This is a genomic window from Lutibacter citreus (assembly GCF_003260195.1).
GTDB lineage: Bacteria > Bacteroidota > Bacteroidia > Flavobacteriales > Flavobacteriaceae > Lutibacter > Lutibacter citreus.
In genome coordinates this window covers 144,779-166,319 of sequence record NZ_QEIH01000004.1, presented here as the reverse complement: position 1 = coordinate 166,319, position 21,541 = coordinate 144,779, and the positions used below count along the sequence as shown (strand labels likewise).

Here is a 21,541-nt window from a genome sequence, read left to right as displayed (position 1 = left end):
AACTACTTATGACTGAATTTATTAGAAAGAGAGTGTCTAATGTAAGAGATGATGTATTTTCTGGAATTACCGTTGCTTTGGCTTTGGTACCAGAAGCAGTTGCTTTTGCTTTTGTGGCGGGTGTAGATCCTTTAGTTGGTTTATATGCTGCCTTCATGGTTGGGTTAATAACTTCAATTTTTGGAGGTAGACCTGGTATGATATCTGGAGCTACAGGGGCTTTGGCCGTTGTTATGGTTAGTTTAGTTTCTGAAGGGAACGCTATGGGGGCTCCAGAAGAAAATTTAGGATTGTATTATTTATTTGCTACTGTTATTTTAATGGGGATTTTTCAAATGTTGGCTGGTATTTTAAAGCTAGGTAAGTTTGTACGTTTAATTCCTCATCCTGTAATGATGGGATTTGTAAATGGTTTGGCAATTGTAATTTTCCTATCTCAATTAGGAATGTTTAAAAAAAGTGTAAACGGTGAAAAGAGTTGGTTACAAGGTGAACAATTGTATTTAATGATTGGTTTAGTAGCTTTAACGATGCTTATAATGTGGGGATTACCACAAATAAAGCAAGCAAAAAAACTACCAGAAGCTTTAATAGCAATATTAGTTGTTAGTTTAATGGCTATTTTTATGAATTTTGATGTTGCAACAGTAGGATCATTTATTAGAGATGGTGGAGGAGAAGGTCTTAAAGGTGGATTACCAAAATTAACGTTAGAAACTTTTGCAAAAGTTCCTATGACTTGGGAATCTATTAAATTTATTTTGCCTTATTCATTAATATTAGCAGCCATTGGATTGATTGAATCTTTAATGACATTAAATTTAATTGATGATTTAACTGAAACTCGAGGTAATGGAAATAGAGAATGTATGGCTCAAGGAGGTGCAAATATTATTACTGGTTTATTTGGCGGTATGGGTGGTTGTGCAATGATTGGTCAATCTATTATCAATATTAAAGGTGGAGGAAGAGGAAGATTATCAGGTGTTGTAGCCGCTGTTTTATTATTGATATTTATTCTGTTTGGAGCTGAATATATTGAACAAGTTCCAATCGCTGCGCTTGTAGGTGTAATGTTTATGGTAGTAATAGGTACGTTTGCTTGGAGTAGTTTTAGAATACTAAACAAAATTCCAAAAGCGGATTTATTTGTTTTAATACTAGTATCTGCATTAACAGTAATATTTGATTTAGCCATTGCGGTAATTGCGGGTGTAATATTTAGTGCTTTAGTATTTTCTTGGGAAAATGCAAGAAGAATTAGAGCCAGAAAAAGAATGAGAGATGACGGTACTAAGATTTATGAAATTTGGGGACCTTTGTTTTTTGGATCAATAACTGCCTTTTTAGATAAATTTGATGTTAAAGATGATCCAGAATCTGTAGAAATAGATTTTGTTGAATCTCGTGTTTCTGATCATTCAGCCGTTGAAGCAATTTTTAATTTGGTTGAAAAATATGAAACTGCTGGAAAAAAAATTCATTTAAAGCATTTAAGTGAAGAGTGTAAAATGTTATTATATAAGTCGAGCCCTAAATTTAGTGAGGTTATTATTGAAGATATTGATGATCCTCGTTATCATTTAGCCGCAAATCCAGAAAAATTTACTAAAGGATTATTTGAAGATTAATTTTAAATATTCTTAAAAATTTGAAAATTCTATATAAAAAAGATTTTCATATTGTACACAAAAGCCTGTCAAAATTTTATTATAGATATTTTGACAGGCTTTTTGTGTAGGTGATAATTTTAATATTTATTAAATTATATGTTGTTTTTAAACCAAATCATGATCTGTTAGTGGCAAATTATAATATCTTTTACCGTTAAGTTTAAATATTGCATTTACAATTGCTGGAGCAATTACAGGAACGCCTGGTTCGCCAACACCACTTGGGTTTTCAGTACTTTCTACAATTTCAACATGTATTTTTGGAGCTTCATTAATACGAAGTATTTTATAATCATGGAAATTACCTTGCTCAATAGCACCATCTTTAGCTGTAATTTTACCATAATATGTCAAAGATAATCCAAACATTGCTGCCCCCTCCATTTGTGCTATAACAGTATCTCTATTAACAACAATTCCACAATCAATTACAGTGAAAATATTATGAACTTTAACTTTACCGTTAATCAAAGAAACTTCAACAATGGATGCTACATAAGAGAAGAAACTATAATGAACAGCCAAACCAAATGCATGTCCGTTTGGTAGTTCTTTATCCCATTCAGCATTTTTTGCTGCAATTTTTAATACATTTTTTAGTCTGGCAGTATTAAATTTAATTTTAGCTTTAGGCATTAATATTCTATCTTCTCCTATTAAGTTTAATCTAAATTCTAATGGATCTTTTTTAGCTTCATATGCTAATTCATCAGCAAAAACATTTATAGCAAATCCGTGAGGAATATTTATTACTGAACGAAGCCAACCAATGCGAACATGTGCAGGAGCTTTACCAATTTCTACTTTGTGATTTTCAATATTAAAAGGTAAATTGGTAGCGGCACCACTTTCACCACTAGAAGCGTATTCAACACCTGATACAAAAGTAGAGGAAATTGAAGGTAAAGCAAACCGATGAAGCCAACCTGTTACTTTTCCTTTTTTGTTTAATGAAGCTTTTAAGTACTGCGCACTGACCGTATGATAATAACCATGTTTAATTTCATCTTCTCTAGTCCAAACTACTTGAGCGGGAGCACCAATTAATTTTGAAGCAATAACAGCTTCAATAACATAATCAGGTTTTGATTTTCTTCCAAAACCTCCACCAAGAAGTGTAACATTTATAGTAACCTTATCTTCTGTAGTTTTTAAATATTCAACTACTTCTTTTCTCGCGCTCTGTGGAGTTTGAGTTGATGCCCATACCTCGCATTTATCGCCTTGTACCCACGCAGTAGCGGTAGGGACTTCCATTGGGGCATGTATTAAATGAGGTAGTTGAAATGTACTTTCTATAATTTTTGAAGCATCTTTAAAAGCCTTATTAATATTTCCTTTATCCTTGATTACTTTACCGTTTTTATGAACGTTTTTAGTAATCTCATTCATGTACTTATCTGAATTATAATTTTGATTATCTTTTAAATTCCATTCAATTTTTAAAGCTTCTTTCCCTTTAAACGCAGCCCAAGTATTTGAAGCAATTACAGCAACACCTCCCAATGCACCAAATGGTCTTTCAATTCTAGGAATTTCAATAATTTTCTCAACACCGGGGATTTTTAAAGCTTCGGTTTTATCAAATGATTTAACGGTTCCAAAGGTTACTGGGCATCTTTCAATTGCTACGTATTTCATATTCGGAATTTTTTTATCAATTCCAAAAGTTGCTTTTCCTAAAACATAATCTTCAGCATCTACACTTCTAAGATGTTTTCCTATATATTTATAATCTTTAGGATCTTTAAATGTTAAACTATTTTCATCTGGTGTTTTAAGTGTTTTTGCGATTTCAACTAAATCTCCAAAACCTATTTTTTTACCACTAGAATGTAAAATAAAATGATTTTCAGCGCTACATTCATTTGTTGGAACTTGCCATTTTTGAGACGCAGCAGTAATTAACATAGATTTTGCCATAGCTCCCATTTTTCGCATAGGATCAAATAAGTATCTAATACTTCTAGAACCATCTGTATTTTGATCACCATATTTTGAATCTCCTGTACCTTGTTTTACTGAAACTCTTGTCCAGTCTGCATCCATTTCATCTGCAATTATTGAAGGTAAAGATGTTCTAACTCCATTTCCCATTTCGGACCGAGATGCTACTAATGTTAAACTACCATCTGAGTTTAATTGAACAAATAAATTTGGATTAAAATTTATTAAATTTTCTGGTTTTATTTCTTTGTCAGAAAAAATGGAAGTATTACAAGCTAATATTAAACCTCCAGAAGCCAAACCTATACTTTTAACAAAACCTCTACGACTAATATTTTTTATAGTATTCATAATTAGGATTGTTTTTTTAGTTGAACAGTTCTATTAATTGCTTTTTTTATGCGTTGATAAGTTCCACAACGGCAAATATTACCAATCATAGCGTCGTCAATTTCTGTATCGGATGGATTTTCATTTTTATCTAAAAGAGCTGTAGCCGCTATAAGTTGCCCTGGCTGGCAAAAACCACATTGGGGAACATTTAGTTCTACCCAAGACTCTTGCAATAATTGTAGGTTTTTAGATTCGCCTTCAATAGTTAATATTTCTTTTCCTTGAGCTGCAGAAATAGGAATTATACAAGATTGAACAGGAGAATTATCTAGTAAAACTTTACACGAGCCGCATAAACCTTTTCCACAACCATATTTTGTTCCGGTTAATCCAATAATATCTCTTATAGCCCACAAAAGTGGCATTTCGGGAGAAACATCAATTATATGTTTTTCCCCATTAATGCTAAGTGTAATCATTATAATTTAATTAGTAGTTAATCTTAAAATAGCAATGTAGGTAATTTTTACGAAACCTACTTTTCTTAAGAAGCCTGTTTTTAAAGATTATTAATTGAAAACTATAAATTAGAAGTAATTAAAATTTATTAATTTTCTGAATTTAATAAATCATCAGTCTCAATTACCTCTCCAGGTTGCATATTGTTTATTTTTAGTGCGCCAATTCTAACTCTAACTAAGCGGAGTGTAGGGAAACCAACAGCTGAAGTCATTTTACGAACTTGTCTAAATTTACCTTCTTTTAAAGTTATAGAAACCCAACTTGTTGGTCCGTGACGTTCATCTCTAATTTTTTTCCCTCTTACTGGTAAATTGGGAATAGAATCTAGTTTGAAGGCATTACATGGTTTAGTCATATATTTTTTTCCTTCAAGTCCAATTTCCACACCGTTTTGAAGCTTAAAAACTTCTTCTTCAGAAATAATACCATCAACTTGGGCATAATATTCTTTTTCAATTTTAGAACTTCTAATGGTTTCACTCATTTTTCCATCAGTAGTAAGTAGTAATATACCTTCAGATGGTTCATCAAGTCTTCCAATAGCCATTATTCCTTCAGGAAAATTATATAACTCACCTAATAGTTTTTTTCTATTTTTTCGTTGTTCATTATTAACAAACTGACTTAAATAACCAAAAGGTTTAAATATTATAAAATGTTTGTGCAAAATATTATAGGTTTCCATTTAAAATTTGGAAGACAAGTTCTTTTGTTAGAGGTTTATCTGCTGCTTTTCTTTTTATATCATCAAAGCTAAATACAAAATCGCAACCATTTTTATAGTTGCTGCATCCGTAAGCTGATTTACCTTTTAACACAGTGCCTTTTTTACATTTTGGGCAGATAATTTTATCCGGTATTTTTTCTGAAGTTGTTTTAGATTGTTTTGGTTCTATTTTTAGTTTAAAATTTTCATCAAAACGAAGCAATCCTTCTAGATTTCCTGTTTCAGATTTAAAACCTTTTAAGTTAACGGTACATCCTTTTTTAAGAAGCCTAATATATTGGTTTTCTGATATTTTTTTATCTAAAAATGAAAAAGGTAATAGAAAATGGCATCCATTATTATAGTTACTACATCCATAAGCATTTTTACCTTTTAAAATAGTTCCTTTTTTACATTTAGGGCATTTCTCTGCTGAAATTCCTTTTTTTACAGTTTTTTTTATAGAAGTGCTTTTTGTTTTTTGAGAAGAAATATTAGCTCTTTTAGTTTCTGAACGAACCTCGTATACCAAATCGTCAACCATTTTTTTCATGTTTTTAATGAAAGTTCCAGCGTTGAATTTTCCTTTCTCAATTTCTTTTAATCTTTTTTCCCATCTACCAGTAAGTTCAGCAGATTTTAATAATTCATTTTGAATGATATCTATAAGTTGAATACCCGTTTCGGTAGGTAAAATTTGTTTTTTATTTCTATAAATATATTTTCTCTTAAACAGCGTTTCTATAATGTTTGCTCTAGTTGAAGGTCTACCAATTCCATTTTCTTTCATTACTTCACGTAAATCCTCATCATCTACTTGTTTACCAGCTGTTTCCATAGCTCTTAAAAGTGTAGCTTCAGTAAAAATATTTGGAGGTTTGGTTTGTTTTTCTAAAAATGATGGAATATGAGAACCTTTTTCACCTTTATTAAAAGTTGGTAAAATTCCGGTTTCTTTTTTTTCTACTCCAGGAGTTTCAAATACAGCTCTCCAGCCTTTAGCTAATATCTCTTTTCCGGTAGTTCTAAATGTAACATCATCTGCCTTTCCTATAACTGCAGTATTTGCAACAGAACAATCGTCATAAAAAACAGCGATAAACCGTTTTGTAATTATATCGTAAACTTGTTGTTGGTTGTATTGCAGATTTATTTGAACTCCTGTAGGAATAATTGCGTGGTGATCGGTTACTTTTTTATCATTAAAAACTTTACTTGATTTTTTTATCTTTTTACCTAATAAGGGTTGTGTTAAAGTACTGTATTTTGTTAAGTTTTTTAAAATTCCTTCCACTTTAGGATACACATCATTTGGTAAAAATGTGGTATCAACTCTAGGATACGTAACTACTTTTTGCTCATATAATTTCTGAACTATTTTTAAAGTTTCATCAGCTGAAAATCCAAATTTATTATTGCAATAAACTTGTAAACCAGTTAAATCAAATAGCTTTGGAGCATATTCTTTACCTTTCTTTTTTGTAATAGAAATAATTTCAAAATCACTTTCTTTAACTTTATTAGCAAATGATTCACCTTCTTCTTTTTTTAAGAAACGACCTTCTTCACAATTAAAAAGTATATCTCTATAAAGAGTTTGTAGCTCCCAATAAGGTTGAGGGTTAAAATTTTCAATTTCCTTAAATCTATTAACAACCATTGCTAATGTTGGTGTTTGAACTCTACCAACTGAAAGTACTTGTTTGTAACCGCCATGCTTAACAGTGTATAAGCGTGTTGCATTCATTCCTAAAAGCCAATCTCCAATAGCTCTTGAAAATCCAGCATAATATAAATTATCATAATTTTCTGAAGGCTTTAAGTTTTGAAAACCTTCTTTTATGGCTTCTGTAGTTAATGAAGAAATCCATAAGCGTTCAATTTTCCCTTTATAATTAGCTTGATTAATTACCCAACGTTGTATTAATTCTCCTTCTTGCCCCGCATCACCACAATTTATAATTACATCTGCTTTATCAAATAAACTTTTTACAATATTAAATTGTTTTATAATTCCAGCATTGTTAACAACTTTGGTCTCAAATTTTTCAGGGAGCATTGGAAGGTTGTTTAAATCCCAACTTTTCCAATGTGGTTTATAATCATTTGGTTCAAAGAGTGTACATAAATGTCCGAAAGTATAAGTTACAGCATAACCATTGCCTTCAAAATAACCATCGCGTTTTGTGTTGGCTCTTAATACGGTAGCAATTTCTCGGGCAACACTTGGCTTTTCAGCAATACAAACCTTCATTTATAATTTATTTTTAAAGAATGCAAAGTACTAATTTTTATGGAAAATTTAAGGCAATAATTTTATTTACTCAATATTATTTGTTGAAGATATTTACAAGGTTTATAAGCAAATTATAATAGTGAAAGCAGATATTTTAAATATTTATAAAATAAATAATCTGTTATTTAATTTATTCCTCTATATTTAAAAAATACTCAATTTAATAATAAAATAAATATTCCAATAATAAACATAAATGATAAAATTTACACTACAAGAAATTAATGCCTTATTAAAAGGTGAAATAGTTGGATCTTCGGATGCGATAATTAGCGGTCCAGAAGAATTAAAAAAAGCAACTAGTGAGCAAATTAGTTTCATTGGAAGTAATAAATTTGTTGGTTTATGGGAGGATTCAAAATCTAGAATTGCAATAGTTAATGATACTATAAAAATTGAACCAGGAAAGGATAGAGCATTTATAAAAGTAAAAAATGCAGATTTAGCTATGGCGGTTTTATTAGAAGCGTTTAATCCAGCTCCTCCTCAGTTTGAAGTTGAAATACATTCAAGTGCTGTAATAGATAAATCGGCAAAAATTGGTGAAGGCTGTAAAATTGGGGCAAATTGCTTTATAGGTAAAGATGTTGTTTTAGGAAATAATGTTGTTATATATCCAAATGTTACCATTTTTGATGAAACTAAAATAGGGGACGGTACAATAATTTGGTCTGGAACGGTTATACGTGAAAGAAGTGAAATAGGAAGTTATTGTATTTTTCATGCCAATGTAAGTATTGGTGCAGATGGTTTTGGATACCGTCCAAGTGAAGATGGAAGAGGATTGGTGAAAATACCGCATATAGGAAATGTAGTAATTGGGAATGGAGTTGAAATTGGTGCAAATTCTACAGTAGACCGAGCTAAATTTAGTTCAACAATAATAGGAGATGGTTGTAAAATAGATAATTTAGTTCAAATAGCTCATAATTGTGTATTAGGTCGTTCTTGTATTATGGCTGGAAGCAGTGGTTTAGCGGGTTCTGTAACTTTAGGAGATGGCGTTATGATTGGAGGGAGTTCATCCATAAAAGATCATTTAACTATTCATTCAGGTGCTGTTGTAGGAGGAGGATCCGGTGTTATGAACGACGTTCCAGCAGGAAAGACTGTGGTTGGTTATCCAGCAACTGATGCTCGTGATATGTTTAGACAATGGGTTGCTTTAAAAAAGTTAGGAAAAGCTTAAAAACCATTTTATTATTATTCAATGTAAATTAAAAATGAACAGAAAATTATTTTTTAATTTCAATAAATAATTGAACATATAAGTTTCAGAAATTAATTTATATTTGCTGAAAATGAATAAATTAAATAAATGATATGCTTAAAGAATTAAAAGAAATTAAGCCAGGTTATGGACTTGGTTTTTTGAAATTTGGAATGACAAGAGAGGAAGTTAAAGAATTAATTGGAGAACCTTCTTTTATTGATAAATACTCTCATTCAGAATCTGATAATGATTCAACAGAATCTTGGGAATATGATGAATTATTTTTATCTATTAGTTTTGATGAAGCTGAAGATTGGAAATTAATGATGCTTTCTGTTTCTTCAGATTTTTATGAATTGGAAGAAGTTTCCTTAATTGGATTTAAAGAGTTAAAATTAGTAAATCAATTAGATGAGTTTGATTTTGGTAAAATTTATCTCGAAGATTGTTCAGAAAATGATAATGAAGATCAAAAAGTAATTGAAATTGAAGAAAAATCTTTAAATTTTTGGATTTCAAATGGCCAATTAGATGAAATTCAATGGTCACCAATTTTTATTGATGAAGACACTATAAAGTGGCCCAAATAAAGAATTAAGATTTTACTGCAACAAGTTCAAGTTTTTTAATAAAGTTTATAGACTCATTATTAAAAATTTGAGCTTGTTCTATATTTACAACATGACCACAATTTTTTATTACCAATAAAGAGGATTTTAAATGTAGAGAAACTACCTTTTTTACTGCTGGTAAAAATAAGTGATCTTCTTCACCCATTATATAAAATGTAGGGATTTCAGTGTCTTTTGCTCTAAAAAAGCTGAGTAGAGGATTAATTTCTGAAGTTAGTTTAAACCACCTAATAAATTCTTTTTGGTATAGTTTTTTAGCTTCATTTACAAAAATTAAACGTGATTTTTTATGATTTTTCCGAGGCATTATTATAAAAGCAAATAGTTTATATAATACCAAATATGGTACAATAGATTTACATAAAACCCCAACTTTCATTAATATTTGAGATTTAAGGTTTAATTGCATTATTGCACCTCCCATAATCATACTTAAAACACGTTTTGGGTGTTTTTCGGCTAAATTTCTAATTAAAATTGTTCCTAAAGAAATTCCTGAAAAGTGAGATTTTTTTATGTTTAAATGATTTAAAACATCTACAATATCATTTGTTATTGCATCAAAAGTATATTCATCTTTAAATGTGTCTTTTAAGGCAGGTTTACTATTTCCATGACCTCTTAAATCTAAAACTAATACATTAAAATTTTTGCTAAAACTTCTAATTTGTTTAAACCAAATGGAAGAACTACCTCCAGCTCCATGAACAAATGTTACCCATTCTTTCGAAGTTTTATGTTTATACTCTGTATAGTTTAGCATTTAAATACTTAAAATTTGATTTTTAGATGAATAGCAAAAGTAATTAAAATAAAAAAAGGTTTTGAATAAATCTCAAAACCTTTTTTTATAGGATGTTATAGTTTAATGATTTTGATTGTTATCTAACACTATCTGAAACACAATCTGCATTTACAAGAGCAGAACCGTGATCCCAAGAATAACTTCCGTCTCCATTATTAGTCCAAGCAGAAACATAGCCCCAAGCATCGGCTAAAGCTCTCTTTATTTTTCCTCTTGCAAGTGGTTGGTCATCACCTTCGTTACCATCATTTCCAAAAGCAGACCAGTATTTTGTACTGTATTTTAAGATAGAACAAATAGCTAACATACTAGCTCCATCATTTGAAATACCTTTTTCTAGATTTATATTTATAATATTGTTTTTACGAATTTCATTTTCATAATTTGAGATTATTTTTTCAAATTCTTGTACTGTTAATTTGTTATCTAATGACTCTTTTGAAATTTGAGCTAATTTATCTAAGAAAGTTGTCATTGCAGGACTTAATTGTTCTGTTTTTGCTCTATAGTTTCCTTCTAAAATGCTTGAGACTCTTTTTGTATGAAATGGGATGTTGTTTTTTACGTCTTCAAAACGCAAACCAATATTGAAGCTTCCAAAAGTTTTATCATAAAATGATAAGCCTTGTTTAAACCTTGCTTCATGGTTTTTATTATTCTTAATATTCCAAACATAATTTAAGTAATTGTTATGGGTAATACCAAACTGGTCAAAGTTGAAACTAGTTTCTTTTTCTTTTGCACTTGAATGATCTAATTGCTCCAAAGTTTCATCTTTTTCGCAAGATGTAAAAGTTGCAATAATAGCAAATAGAATTACTGATTTTGAAATTGCTTTTCTGAAATTTTTAGTAATAGTTTTCATAATTGTATATTTTAAAATTGGTTTAATTATTGAATGATATTTTATAGTATCATTTGTTTTATACAATTATATAAACAAGAGCAGTTTTTTGTTACCTATGTTTTATAGAGGATTTTAAATAAATTAAATAAAAAGGTTGTTTTTCGTGCTAAAAGCCCTGTATTTAAGAGGAAAGTAATTACCACCAAACAGTAAAAAACTTTTGTAAAGTTCCGTTAGGGTGTTTCAACCAACATAATGGAGCTGTTTTTTGCTCAAGGTATTTAATAATTTGCAATTTAAAAGATTCATAATTAATCCAATTTGTTTGGGTTTGAACTTCAAGTAGCCAATTTAATTTAGACGGAATGTAAAATTTACATTTTTCAAATTGTTTAAGTTGATTTATATTAATATAAAACCCATAAATGCAATCGTTATTTATTTCTTTGAAAGAATTATTCTTAAGTTTTAATGGAACAAATAATTGCGCTTTAAAAATTACTTTTTGAGTGAAATCTTGAGCTTCATAATTTAAATTATTGAGTAATTCGTTTGTATGTTTTTTAAATAAAATTGGTAACTGTTTGTCCTTAAGTTTTGTTAATTTGGTAACCAAACTATCCTTTCTATTTGGACCAATCCAATGATCTAATTCATTATTTCCAACTTTGGGATCATATAAATAAAACTTATATACAATTTCTAAATGAATAGGAGCATTGTTTTTAAGCAAGAGACAATCAATTTCACCAACAGTTATTGTTTTGTTTTGAATTTGAATATTTGTTTTTAGAATTTCTATATAAGGAATCTGTTCTAAATGATTAAAAACAAATTGCTCTACTCTTTTACCCAAACGTGTGTTTGGGATTTGTTTATAATTAAAAATATTTAAAGGAATTTCGGGTAATTGTAATTGTTCAATTCCAAAAATATTAATTGATTTCCATAATAGTGGGGTATTAAAATATCCTTCATATTGTAACTGGATGTTTTTTGAATTCATTTTATAGATTTTCTATTTTTTGTTATTGAAATCAGATGAATTAGATTTCGGTTGTCATTTTGAGGCAAAGCAATGAATCTTACGCTTTATTGAGTTGGGATTCTTTATTTCCTTTCAGACATTTATAATGACAGATTTTGGACGTCATCTTAAACAAATTTTAATTAATTAAGTTATAACTTTAAATTTATTTAGTTTAGTTGTAAACTTATCAAAAATTCACGTACTAATAATAGTATAGAACCACAAAAATAAAAATATGTCGAAGACTTATTATGATCCAGCAGATTTGCGAAAATTTGGAAAAATAACAGACTGGAGTAAAGATTTAGGAGAAAAATTTTTTGAATACTACGGAAAAGTGTTTGAAGAAGGAGCTTTAACAGCTCGTGAAAAATCTTTAATAGCTTTAGCTGTTGCGCATACAGAGCAATGCCCATATTGTATTGATGCGTATACAAAAGATGGCTTACAGCGTGGCGTTACTAAAGAAGAAATGATGGAAGCAATTCACGTTGGAGCAGCTATAAAAAGTGGAGCAACTTTAGTTCACGGTGTTCAAATGATGAATAAAGTGAATAAATTAGATATGTAGTATGGCATTAAAATCGCTTAAAAAAAGAGCTAATAGTTTAGCAGATAGTAAAAGGCAATTAGAAATTCTTTCAAACGGGATTTTTAAAAGTGGTGAGTTACTAACATTTAAAGAGTCTGTAGCCTTAACAAATCAGTTTCCTATAAAGTCGAAACAACTCGAAATTTTACAAATAAATTTGGGGTATATGTGTAACCAAGTTTGTGCACATTGTCATGTAGATGCCGGTCCAGATAGACAGGAAATTATGACAAAAGAAACTATGCAGCAATGTTTAGAAGTTATAAAAACTACAAGTGCTCATACTCTTGATTTAACTGGTGGAGCACCAGAAATGAACCCTAATTTTGAATGGTTTGTAGAAGAGGCATCAAAGGTTGGAATTAAAGATTTTATTGTACGTTCTAACCTAACAATTATAACATCTAACAAAAAATATCATCATTTACCTGAGTTTTTTAAAAAACACAATGTTCATGTTGTATCATCAATGCCTCATTGGACACAAGGTAAAACGGATAAACAACGTGGAAATGGAGTTTTTAGTAAGTCTATTGAAGCATTAGAAATGTTGAATGTTGTTGGTTACGGAATGCCAAATTCTAAATTGAAGTTAGATTTAGTTTACAATCCTTCAGGTGCATTTTTACCAGGTGATCAGATGGGATTAGAAAATAAATTTAAAAAGGCTTTAAAGGAAGATTTTAATATTCAGTTTCACAGTTTATTTGCCATTACTAATTTACCAATCAGCCGATTTTTAGATTATTTAATTGCTTCAGAGAATTATGAAGATTATATGACAGAGTTGGTTGATGCGTACAATCCTGAAGCCGTAAAAAATGTAATGTGTACCAATACAATTTCGGTAAGTTGGGACGGTTGGTTATACGATTGTGATTTTAATCAAATGTTGAATTTAAAAGTTGCAAGCGAATCTAAACACATAAGTACTTTTAATGAAGATTTGTTAAGTAAAAGAACCATTATCACATCGCAACATTGCTATGGTTGTACAGCAGGTACAGGTAGTAGTTGTCAAGGAGCAGTAGTTTAATTTAAAATTTTAGTATGAAGAAAGTTATAACTTTTATGGCTGTAGTTGTTTTAGTTTTTCAATTTGGAAATGCACAAGAAACGTTACAAAAAGTGTTAGACAAACATAACGATCATAGTATTCCGTATATAAATGTTGAAGAATTGTCAAAAGATACAAGTGTCGTGTTGTTAGATTCTCGTGAGCCAAAAGAATTTAAAACAAGTCATTTAAACAATGCTGTTTTGGTGGGTTATGATCACTTCAACATAAAAGATATAACTAAAAATATTGAAGATAAGAACCAAAAAATTGTAGTGTATTGTTCATTAGGAATTAGGTCCGAAACTATTGCCAAAAAAATTAAAGATGCTGGTTATACCAATGTTTATAATTTATACGGCGGTATTTTTGAATGGAGTAATAATGAAAAACCTTTGGTAAATTCAAAAGGAAAAGAAACAAAAAAAGTACACACGTTTAATAAAGATTGGAGTCAATGGTTGTTAAAAGGAGAGAAGATTTATGAAGAATAATTTACTACTTGTTTTTACACGAAATCCTGAATTAGGAAAAGTAAAAACTCGTTTAGCAAAAACTATTGGAGATAAAGCGGCTTTAAAAACCTATAAAATATTATTAGAACATACGGCAAATGTTATTGAGAATGTAGATTGTGATAAGGCTATTTATTATTCAGTAAAAATTAGAAATAATGATGGTTGGAGTGAAGCTTATCAAAAGTACCAGCAAGAAGGAGAAGATTTAGGAATTAGAATGTACAATGCTTTTAAAAATGGCTTTGAAAGCGGTTATAAAAATGTTGTTATTGTGGGTAGCGATTTATTTGATTTAGAAGTAAAACATATAAATAGTGCTTTTGAAAAGCTAACAAATAATGATGTAGTAATTGGCCCAGCACAAGATGGAGGTTATTATTTATTAGGATTGAAAAAAGAAAATAAAGCTATTTTTCAATATAAAAATTGGGGAACTTCAACAGTTTTAAATGATACATTACAAGATTTAAAAAAGCATTCAATATCATTTTTAGATGTGCTAAATGATATTGATACCTATGAAGATTTGGAAAAGAATACAAAACTTAAACAGTTAATTAATGATTAAGAAAATAAAAGAAACTGCAGATTATTTAATTCAAAAAGGATTTGAAACTCCAGAAATTGGAATTGTATTAGGTACTGGTTTAGGAAAATTAATTAATGAAATTGAAATTATTCATGAAGTTGAATATAGCAATATTCCACACTTTCCAGAAGCTACTGTAGAGTTTCATAAAGGTAAACTTGTTTACGGAAATTTTGGAGAAAAAAAAGTAGTGGTAATGCAAGGGCGTTTTCATTTGTATGAAGGTTATAATTTGCAAGAAATTACTTACCCAATACGTGTGTTAGAAAAATTAGGAATTAAAACATTGCTAATGTCTAACGCGGCAGGAGCTGTTAATTTAAACTTCAAAAAAGGAGAATTAATGTTGATAGACGACCATATTAATTTACAAGGTGGTTCGCCATTAGCATTTAAAGGTGTGGAGCAATTAGGCGAGCGTTTTGTAGATATGTATCAGCCTTATGATGTTGAAATAAACAATAAGCTAGAAAAAATTGCTTCAAAAAATAATATAAAATTACATAAAGGTGTTTATGCAAGTGTTGTTGGACCTCAATTGGAAACACGTTCGGAATATAGAATGATAAAAATATTGGGAGCAGATGCTGTTGGAATGAGTACTGTGCCCGAAATTATTGTTGCCAATCAACTAAAATTAAAAGCAATTGCAGTTACTGTTTTAACCGATGAATGTGATCCGGATAATTTAAAACCAATAAATATTCCAGAAATTATTGCTTTGGCAGGGAAGGCAGAACCAAATATGATTACACTTTTTAAAGAATTAATACTAGAATTATAATGAGCTACTTAGAAACTACACATAACGTATATAAAGAGGCTGCACTAACGCCTGATGTTGGTTTGTGCTGTACAACCAATCCAATTTGGGAATTACCAGGTTTAAAGATTCCTAAAATTATGCAAGAAATGAATTACGGCTGTGGAAGTACCGTACATGCTCGTGATTTATCTAACAATCCTAAAATGCTATATGTTGGTGTTGGTGGAGGTATGGAGCTTTTACAGTTTTCATATTTCAATCGTCAAAAAAATGGCGTTGTTGGTATTGATGTTGTAGATGAAATGTTAGAAGCTTCTCGCAAAAATTTTGAAGTTGCAGAAGAACAAAACTCTTGGTTTAAAAGTGAGTTTGTAGACCTTAAAAAAGGAGATGCTTTAAATTTACCTGTTGAAGATAATTCAATTGATGTGGCAGCTCAAAATTGTCTATTCAATATATTTAAGGCCGAAGATTTAAAAAAGGCAATTGCTGAAATGTACAGAGTTTTAAAACCACACGGTAAATTGGTAATGAGCGATCCTACTTGTGAACAACCAATGAATGAAACTTTAAGAAATGATGATCGTTTGCGTGCCTTATGTTTAAGTGGTAGTTTACCAATTGATGAATATGTAAAAATGTTAACAGATGCTGGTTTTGGAACTATAGAAATTAGAGCTAGAAAGCCTTATAGAATTCTGGATCCTAAAAATTATGCTACAGACAAATTGATTTATATTGAATCTATTGAAGTAGCAGCGATTAAAGATCCAATGCCAGAAGATGGACCTTGTATTTTTACTGGTAAAGCAGCCATATATTTTGGTGATGAAGATTATTTTGATGATAAATTAGGTCACGTTTTATTAAATAATCAGCCTTTAGCTATTTGTGATAAAACTGCAGAAGCGTTGAAAAATTTAGAAAGAGATGATATTTTTATTTCAGAATCTACATATCATTATGATGGTGGAGGTTGTTGTTAATTAACAATTAAATATAAATGGATATTGAAAAATATATAGACATAATTAAAAACTCATACAATGGGTATTGGAATTATATTCAGCAAGAAATACTACTTCAAACTAATTGGGTAAACTATTTCTATGGTTTAATTCTAATCTCTTTGATTGTATGGATTTTGGAAATTATTTTTCCGTGGCGTAAGAATCAATCTATTTTTAGAAAAGGTTTTTGGCTAGATGTTTTTTATATGTTTTTCAATTTCTTTTTGCTGAATTTAATAGTGCTAATAGCATTGTCTAATACAGCAGCTCAATTTTTTAACGATACACTTTCAGTATTTGGGTTAACGCTAAATAGTTTTCAATTATTTGAAGTGAACACCTTACCAAAACCAATTAGTTTGTTGGTGTTTTTTATAATAACAGATTTTGTACAATGGAATATTCATAAACTATTGCACAAGGTTAATTTTTTATGGAATTTTCATAAAGTACATCATTCAATAAAAGAAATGGGATTTGCAGGGCATTTACGTTACCATTGGATGGAGCCTATTGTTTATAAATCATTAGTATATATTCCGTTGGCAATTATTGGAGGTTTTAATGTTGAAGATGTTGCTATTGTTCATTTCTCTGCCTTAACTATTGGGCATTTAAATCATGCAAATTTAGGTTGGGATTATGGTTTTTTAAAATACTTTTTTAACAATCCGAAAATGCATATTTGGCATCATAGCAAAGCCTTACCAAATAAATACGGTGTAAACTTTGGAATATCTTTAAGTATTTGGGATTACATTTTTAAAACGAATTATATTCCTACTAATGGTAAAAATATAGAATTAGGTTTTAAAGGAGATGAAAATTTCCCAACAACTTTTATAGGGCAAGAGTTGTTTGTTCAAAAAGAAAAAGATTAAAAATACTGACCAACACCAAATACAATTCCATTGGTGCCATCTCCCATTAAACTATGACCGTAGTCAATTCTAAGTACGGCGTTGTATATTCTTTTATGGATAAAACGTAGTCCAACTCCCGAAAATAATTTTATGTTTTTATGGTTGGTGAAGTCAGCTAATTTCCCTCCAGGATTTCTCCAAGAACCACCATCAATAAAGGCATTTCCTTGTAAGCAAAACCAATTTTTTTCAAGTAAAGCATAGCGGTATTCACTGTTTAAAACAATACTTCCGGTTCCTCTATCTACTATAATTCCAACACCTCTAATATTTACATTGTTATCTAATGAAAAGGGTGCAAATGGGGTTTTATTGTTCGTAGACAAACCCATTCGTATTCTATTAGACCAATTACCTCTTTCGCCAACGCGTTTAAAGTAAAAGAAATCGTTCCAAGCAATTAAAAAGTCTTTTTGGTTACCATCAGATTTTACCAACTGTCCATAGAACTGACTTTTAAATCCGTCTAAAAATTGATAATGATATTTTAGGTTTGAATAGTTGTAGACAAATTTAAAAAGGAACTTGTTTAGGTTTAATTTTTGAGGAATTTCATTACTCGTAATCCCATCTAAGTAGTTGTATTTTTCGTTAAATGAATTTATACCAAGTTCAAAATTGTTTTTTGAATTTAACTGATACAATCCTAAAACTTCGTATGAAATATTGTTGTAGAGGTAGTTTGCAGAACCTTCGTTAAAGTAAAGAGGTTCTTCACTTTTCCAATTTTGATGATTAATTGCAAGGCCAAATTTATTTGAAAATAGGTGAGGAGCTCTAAAATTAATGGCATATGTATTATATCCATTATTTTGATAAAAGCCTCCAAAACCAATATTTTTACCCAAGAAATTATAGTCGTAAATACCAATTTTATAAGCGATGTCACTTTTGTTATTAGTCCAGAAGTTTACATCTGGGATAATGGTGAAGTTTTCTTCAATATTAAATATTAAATTGAATTTATTTTTAGCAAAAGTTTTTTCAACTTTATAAGTAGCGTGAGAAATAGCGGCTAATTTTATAAGCGTATTTGTATCACTATTTAATCTAGTGCTATCAAGAGTTTGATTAACTTTTGATTCAATTATTCTTTTTAAGTAAGTTGTATTTGTTTTTTTAGCTCCATTAATAACAATAGCGTTGATTGTTTTTTCTTGCGAAAAAGAATTGAAAGATATGGATAAATATAAATAAACAAATAGCAGTTTTAACCTCATTATTCAGCAATAAAAGATTTTTGAATTACTAAATTAACCCAATTATCTTCACTAACAGCCATTAATGTAAAATTATATTCATTATTAATTATAAGGTCTGGTGGTGTTTCTCTAGTTACATTTAGTACAGTGTTTGTTAAATTATAATATTGGAACCATTTTTGGTAAGTGTAGGTTCCCGAGAGTAAGTTGTTTTCAGCGTTTGAAATTACTTCAAAATAAATTGCATTTTCTTTTATATTGCCATCTTCCCAAGAAAATTTAGGCATTTTTGTTTCAGGATATTCAATTGAAACATTGTTGGTCCACTCAGTTAGTTTTGTTTGATGTTTTAATCGGATAGGATTTGATTTATGCAATTTTCCATTTGTTTTATAAGTAACAATACACCAAACTTCTTTGTTGTTGTTTCTTACAAATCGTTCTAAATAACCATTAAAAACAGGCTCTTGTGGATATTCTGTTAATTTATATAGAGAAAAATTATTTTTATCAATTTCTAAACTTGAAGTTTCAAAATATTGTATTTCGGTTGCTGTTAAAATTGGATAATAAAAAATATATGAAATGTTATTATTGCTTTTGTCACTGGCTGCACAAGCAATAACTTCATCCAATTCTAAATTTGAATTGAATTCTAAATAAGAAGCTAAATCATTGTTTATTTTAAATTCAATGCCATCATCAGAACATGAGTTCAGTAGCATTGTTGTGATGATTAAAAATATGGATATTTTATAATTCATGATTCTTTATTTTAGTCTGTATATCTACTTTTAATAATTTCTTGAGCAGGTTTGTCATTAACATACCATCCATTTTCATTTGAATTATTTGTTTCATTTTCAAAAATTAATTTCCATTCCCAAAAGAAACCACCAGCAACCCAATTTTCATCCCAAAAAGTGTCATAAAAAGATTCGTAAGTGTTAGATTGTGTTTTGTAATTTATGTTTTTTGAATTTATTTCACCTAATTCCCAACCTTTCCACGCTCCAAAATCCATGCTTCTATAACCATATTCAGTAAATAATATTGGTTTATTATACTTACAAGATAAATTATGTAATTTGTTTTTTACAGGTTCAAAAGCGTTAATTAGTTGGCTATAAGTTGGTGTTCTTTTATTTACCAAAGGAAAATAAGAGTTAATACCAATATAATCTAAATCATCCCAAAAATTAACATGTTTATATTCATCCCAATTAGCAGCATAGGTTAATTTTAAATTAGGAAAATCTGTTTTTATTTTTCTAATTAGGGATTTAAAAAATTCAGGTCTTCGTTTTACAAATTCTCTTAATTCGTTGCCAATAGAAAGCATTTTTACTTCTGGGAATTTATTGGCAATTTTAGCAAATTCATACAATAAATCTGAATATGTTGCTTCAATTTCTTTCCATTCGGTTTCATTAGTAACATAAAAATCTCCCCAAAAATTGGAACCATTTACTTCCCAAAATGAAGTTAAAGGTTTTAGCAATATATTTTGAAATCCGCTATTAATTACCTTTGGTATTACACGGTTTAATTGATCTATTTCACGTTCTATTTGATATTCATAAGGTCTACATGGATGAAAGTTTTCGCACAAATAAATAAAGTTTACTTGGGGTGAAAGAGCAATCCAATTTGCATTTGTTTTTTCTGCCATTTTAATGGAATTCAATCCATCCAAAGATAATTTCCAAGTTTCTAAAACAGATCCTCCTTTAATTTTGTTTTCAATGTTAAAATGATCAGTATCACAATCAGTTAAAAAATCTTCATCTGAATTTCCGCAGGAAAAAAACAGGGATATAATTAAACTCAGAAAGGCATAATTTTTAGTTTGCATATAGTTGCTTTAAAAGTTCTTCTGCAGGTTTATTTTGAAGTGTAAATCTATTATTTTCATTTCCTCCAGAGTTTGAATGGTTTGGATGCCATTTCCATAAAAAACCACCTGCAAACCAAGTTTCAACCCAAAATTCATTATAAATAGCTACTAGAGCAATAGCTTGTGCTTCTGAATTAAACATTCCTTCAATATGAGAAGAGTCCCAAGGTTTATGGGTTGTGTAATCTATACTTCTGTAACCAAATTCAGTAAACAAAATAGGTTTATTATATAATGAATTTACTTTTATAATTTCATTTTTATGTGGTTGCCAAGCTGTTTTTAAATCTGTTTTATTAGGTGTTTTAACATTGTTTAGAGGGAAATAAGCATCAATTCCAATATAATCTAAATGCTCCCAAATTGGGATTTTATTGTATTCATCCCAGTTAGCAGCGTAGGTTAGTTTTCCGTTATAAATTTTCTTGATCTCACTAATTAGTTGAGACCAGAATTCAGTTCTGTCGGATACAAATTTTTCTAACTCAGTTCCTATACATAAAATTTCAATATTGTGTTTTTCTGCGATTCTTGCAAATTCAAGAATATATGCTTTATAACTAGTTTCAAGTGTAATCCAATCTTCTTCTGAATTCATTATTATTAAACCAGTATAATCACCACGTTTAACCCATAATTGTGGTTTCAACATAATTTTTAAATGATGCTTTTTTAATTGATCAATATATTGTTCAATCCCTTTTGAAGTTTCTCCAAACCATTGCCAGTCTTCATTAAAACGAACATTTGGAGAGTTTAAACTTTGTAAAAAAGCAAAAGGCATTAATGTAATAGCGTTGGAATTTACTGTTGTAATATGTTCTACGTGGTTTTTTTCTAATGGGTTTTTGGTTGAAGTTAAACTGAGTCCATTATATTTAATAGTAGGGTTTGTAAATGCTAAAGCTTCATTAGAATTTTCACATCCTAATGAAGCTTTAATATTTATTAATATTAGTATAAATATCCAAAAGTGTTTCATA

At 29.5% G+C, this 21,541-nt stretch carries 21 protein-coding genes; 10 read left to right on the top strand and 11 right to left on the bottom strand.

The genetic code is table 11. The features are described 5' to 3' along the window. Positions 1–8 precede the first annotated feature (8 nt). Positions 9–1,631: a SulP family inorganic anion transporter gene (locus tag DAD81_RS09725; RefSeq protein WP_111708072.1), complete on the top strand. Its 1,623-nt coding sequence runs from the start codon at positions 9–11 to the stop codon at positions 1,629–1,631. A gap of 147 nt (positions 1,632–1,778) precedes the next feature. On the opposite strand, the gene DAD81_RS09720 is transcribed toward DAD81_RS09725, so the two are convergent. From DAD81_RS09720 to DAD81_RS09705, 4 genes are all read right to left on the bottom strand, one after another. Then, positions 1,779–3,971, bottom strand: a complete 2,193-nt coding sequence (locus tag DAD81_RS09720) for a xanthine dehydrogenase family protein molybdopterin-binding subunit (protein WP_111708071.1) — start codon at positions 3,969–3,971, stop codon at positions 1,779–1,781. A gap of 2 nt (positions 3,972–3,973) precedes the next feature. Next, positions 3,974–4,432, bottom strand: coding sequence for a (2Fe-2S)-binding protein (locus DAD81_RS09715; RefSeq protein WP_179950045.1), 459 nt, complete (start codon positions 4,430–4,432; stop codon positions 3,974–3,976). A 128-nt stretch (positions 4,433–4,560) separates the two neighbouring features. Beyond that, positions 4,561–5,160, bottom strand: coding sequence for a pseudouridine synthase (locus DAD81_RS09710; protein ID WP_111708069.1), 600 nt, complete (start codon positions 5,158–5,160; stop codon positions 4,561–4,563). Next, positions 5,147–7,435, bottom strand: a complete 2,289-nt coding sequence (locus tag DAD81_RS09705) for a type IA DNA topoisomerase (RefSeq protein WP_111708068.1) — start codon at positions 7,433–7,435, stop codon at positions 5,147–5,149. Before DAD81_RS09705 ends, DAD81_RS09710 begins: the two co-directional genes overlap by 14 nt. A gap of 238 nt (positions 7,436–7,673) precedes the next feature. Between DAD81_RS09705 and lpxD the strand changes: the two genes are divergently transcribed. Further along, positions 7,674–8,666 (top strand): UDP-3-O-(3-hydroxymyristoyl)glucosamine N-acyltransferase, encoded by a 993-nt coding sequence (gene lpxD, locus DAD81_RS09700; RefSeq protein ID WP_111708067.1) that lies wholly within the window; start codon positions 7,674–7,676, stop codon positions 8,664–8,666. A 134-nt stretch (positions 8,667–8,800) separates the two neighbouring features. Continuing rightward, entirely contained in the window at positions 8,801–9,280 is a 480-nt protein-coding gene (locus DAD81_RS09695) for a hypothetical protein (RefSeq protein ID WP_111708066.1), read from the top strand. A 4-nt stretch (positions 9,281–9,284) separates the two neighbouring features. On the opposite strand, the gene DAD81_RS09690 is transcribed toward DAD81_RS09695, so the two are convergent. The 3 genes from DAD81_RS09690 to DAD81_RS09680 form a co-directional block, all read right to left on the bottom strand. Beyond that, positions 9,285–10,085: an alpha/beta fold hydrolase gene (locus DAD81_RS09690; RefSeq protein ID WP_111708065.1), complete on the bottom strand. Its 801-nt coding sequence runs from the start codon at positions 10,083–10,085 to the stop codon at positions 9,285–9,287. Positions 10,086–10,203: 118 nt separating this feature from the next. Continuing rightward, entirely contained in the window at positions 10,204–10,992 is a 789-nt protein-coding gene (locus DAD81_RS09685; protein ID WP_157961112.1) for a hypothetical protein, read from the bottom strand. 178 nt (positions 10,993–11,170) lie between these two features. Next, positions 11,171–11,980, bottom strand: a complete 810-nt coding sequence (locus DAD81_RS09680; RefSeq protein WP_111708063.1) for a DUF1853 family protein — start codon at positions 11,978–11,980, stop codon at positions 11,171–11,173. A gap of 259 nt (positions 11,981–12,239) precedes the next feature. On the opposite strand from DAD81_RS09680, the gene DAD81_RS09675 reads away from it, so the two are divergent. Genes DAD81_RS09675 through DAD81_RS09645 form a run of 7 tightly spaced genes read left to right on the top strand, consistent with a single transcriptional unit; the run spans position 12,240 to position 17,417 of the window. Further along, positions 12,240–12,575, top strand: a complete 336-nt coding sequence (locus tag DAD81_RS09675) for an arsenosugar biosynthesis-associated peroxidase-like protein (protein ID WP_111708062.1) — start codon at positions 12,240–12,242, stop codon at positions 12,573–12,575. A gap of 1 nt (position 12,576) precedes the next feature. Then, positions 12,577–13,632, top strand: coding sequence for an arsenosugar biosynthesis radical SAM (seleno)protein ArsS (gene arsS, locus DAD81_RS09670; RefSeq protein WP_111708061.1), 1,056 nt, complete (start codon positions 12,577–12,579; stop codon positions 13,630–13,632). Between the two features lie 14 nt (positions 13,633–13,646). Continuing rightward, entirely contained in the window at positions 13,647–14,147 is a 501-nt protein-coding gene (locus DAD81_RS09665) for a rhodanese-like domain-containing protein (RefSeq protein ID WP_111708060.1), read from the top strand. Then, on the top strand, positions 14,137–14,739 hold the full coding sequence (locus DAD81_RS09660; RefSeq protein ID WP_111708059.1) for a TIGR04282 family arsenosugar biosynthesis glycosyltransferase: 603 nt from the start codon (positions 14,137–14,139) through the stop codon (positions 14,737–14,739). The genes DAD81_RS09665 and DAD81_RS09660 overlap by 11 nt, the downstream gene beginning before the upstream one ends. Then, positions 14,732–15,544 (top strand): purine-nucleoside phosphorylase, encoded by an 813-nt coding sequence (locus tag DAD81_RS09655; protein ID WP_111708058.1) that lies wholly within the window; start codon positions 14,732–14,734, stop codon positions 15,542–15,544. Before DAD81_RS09660 ends, DAD81_RS09655 begins: the two co-directional genes overlap by 8 nt. Further along, the gene (arsM, locus tag DAD81_RS09650) at positions 15,544–16,512 is read left to right on the top strand and encodes an arsenosugar biosynthesis arsenite methyltransferase ArsM (protein WP_111708057.1); all 969 of its coding nucleotides are present in this window, start codon (positions 15,544–15,546) and stop codon (positions 16,510–16,512) included. The genes DAD81_RS09655 and arsM overlap by 1 nt, the downstream gene beginning before the upstream one ends. A 23-nt stretch (positions 16,513–16,535) precedes the next feature. Further along, a complete protein-coding gene (locus DAD81_RS09645; protein WP_111708319.1) occupies positions 16,536–17,417 on the top strand; it encodes a sterol desaturase family protein in 882 nt (293 codons plus the stop codon). Here DAD81_RS09645 and DAD81_RS09640 read toward each other — a convergent pair. The 4 genes from DAD81_RS09640 to DAD81_RS09625 are packed head-to-tail and all read right to left on the bottom strand — an operon-like array spanning position 17,414 to position 21,540. Further along, positions 17,414–18,679: a POTRA domain-containing protein gene (locus DAD81_RS09640; RefSeq protein ID WP_111708056.1), complete on the bottom strand. Its 1,266-nt coding sequence runs from the start codon at positions 18,677–18,679 to the stop codon at positions 17,414–17,416. The genes DAD81_RS09645 and DAD81_RS09640 overlap by 4 nt on opposite strands. Further along, on the bottom strand, positions 18,679–19,425 hold the full coding sequence (locus DAD81_RS09635) for a hypothetical protein (protein WP_157961111.1): 747 nt from the start codon (positions 19,423–19,425) through the stop codon (positions 18,679–18,681). Before DAD81_RS09635 ends, DAD81_RS09640 begins: the two co-directional genes overlap by 1 nt. An 11-nt stretch (positions 19,426–19,436) precedes the next feature. Further along, on the bottom strand, positions 19,437–20,516 hold the full coding sequence (locus DAD81_RS09630; RefSeq protein ID WP_111708054.1) for a glycoside hydrolase family 113: 1,080 nt from the start codon (positions 20,514–20,516) through the stop codon (positions 19,437–19,439). Continuing rightward, positions 20,506–21,540: a glycoside hydrolase family 113 gene (locus DAD81_RS09625; RefSeq protein WP_245949210.1), complete on the bottom strand. Its 1,035-nt coding sequence runs from the start codon at positions 21,538–21,540 to the stop codon at positions 20,506–20,508. The genes DAD81_RS09630 and DAD81_RS09625 overlap by 11 nt, the downstream gene beginning before the upstream one ends. Position 21,541 lies beyond the last annotated feature (1 nt).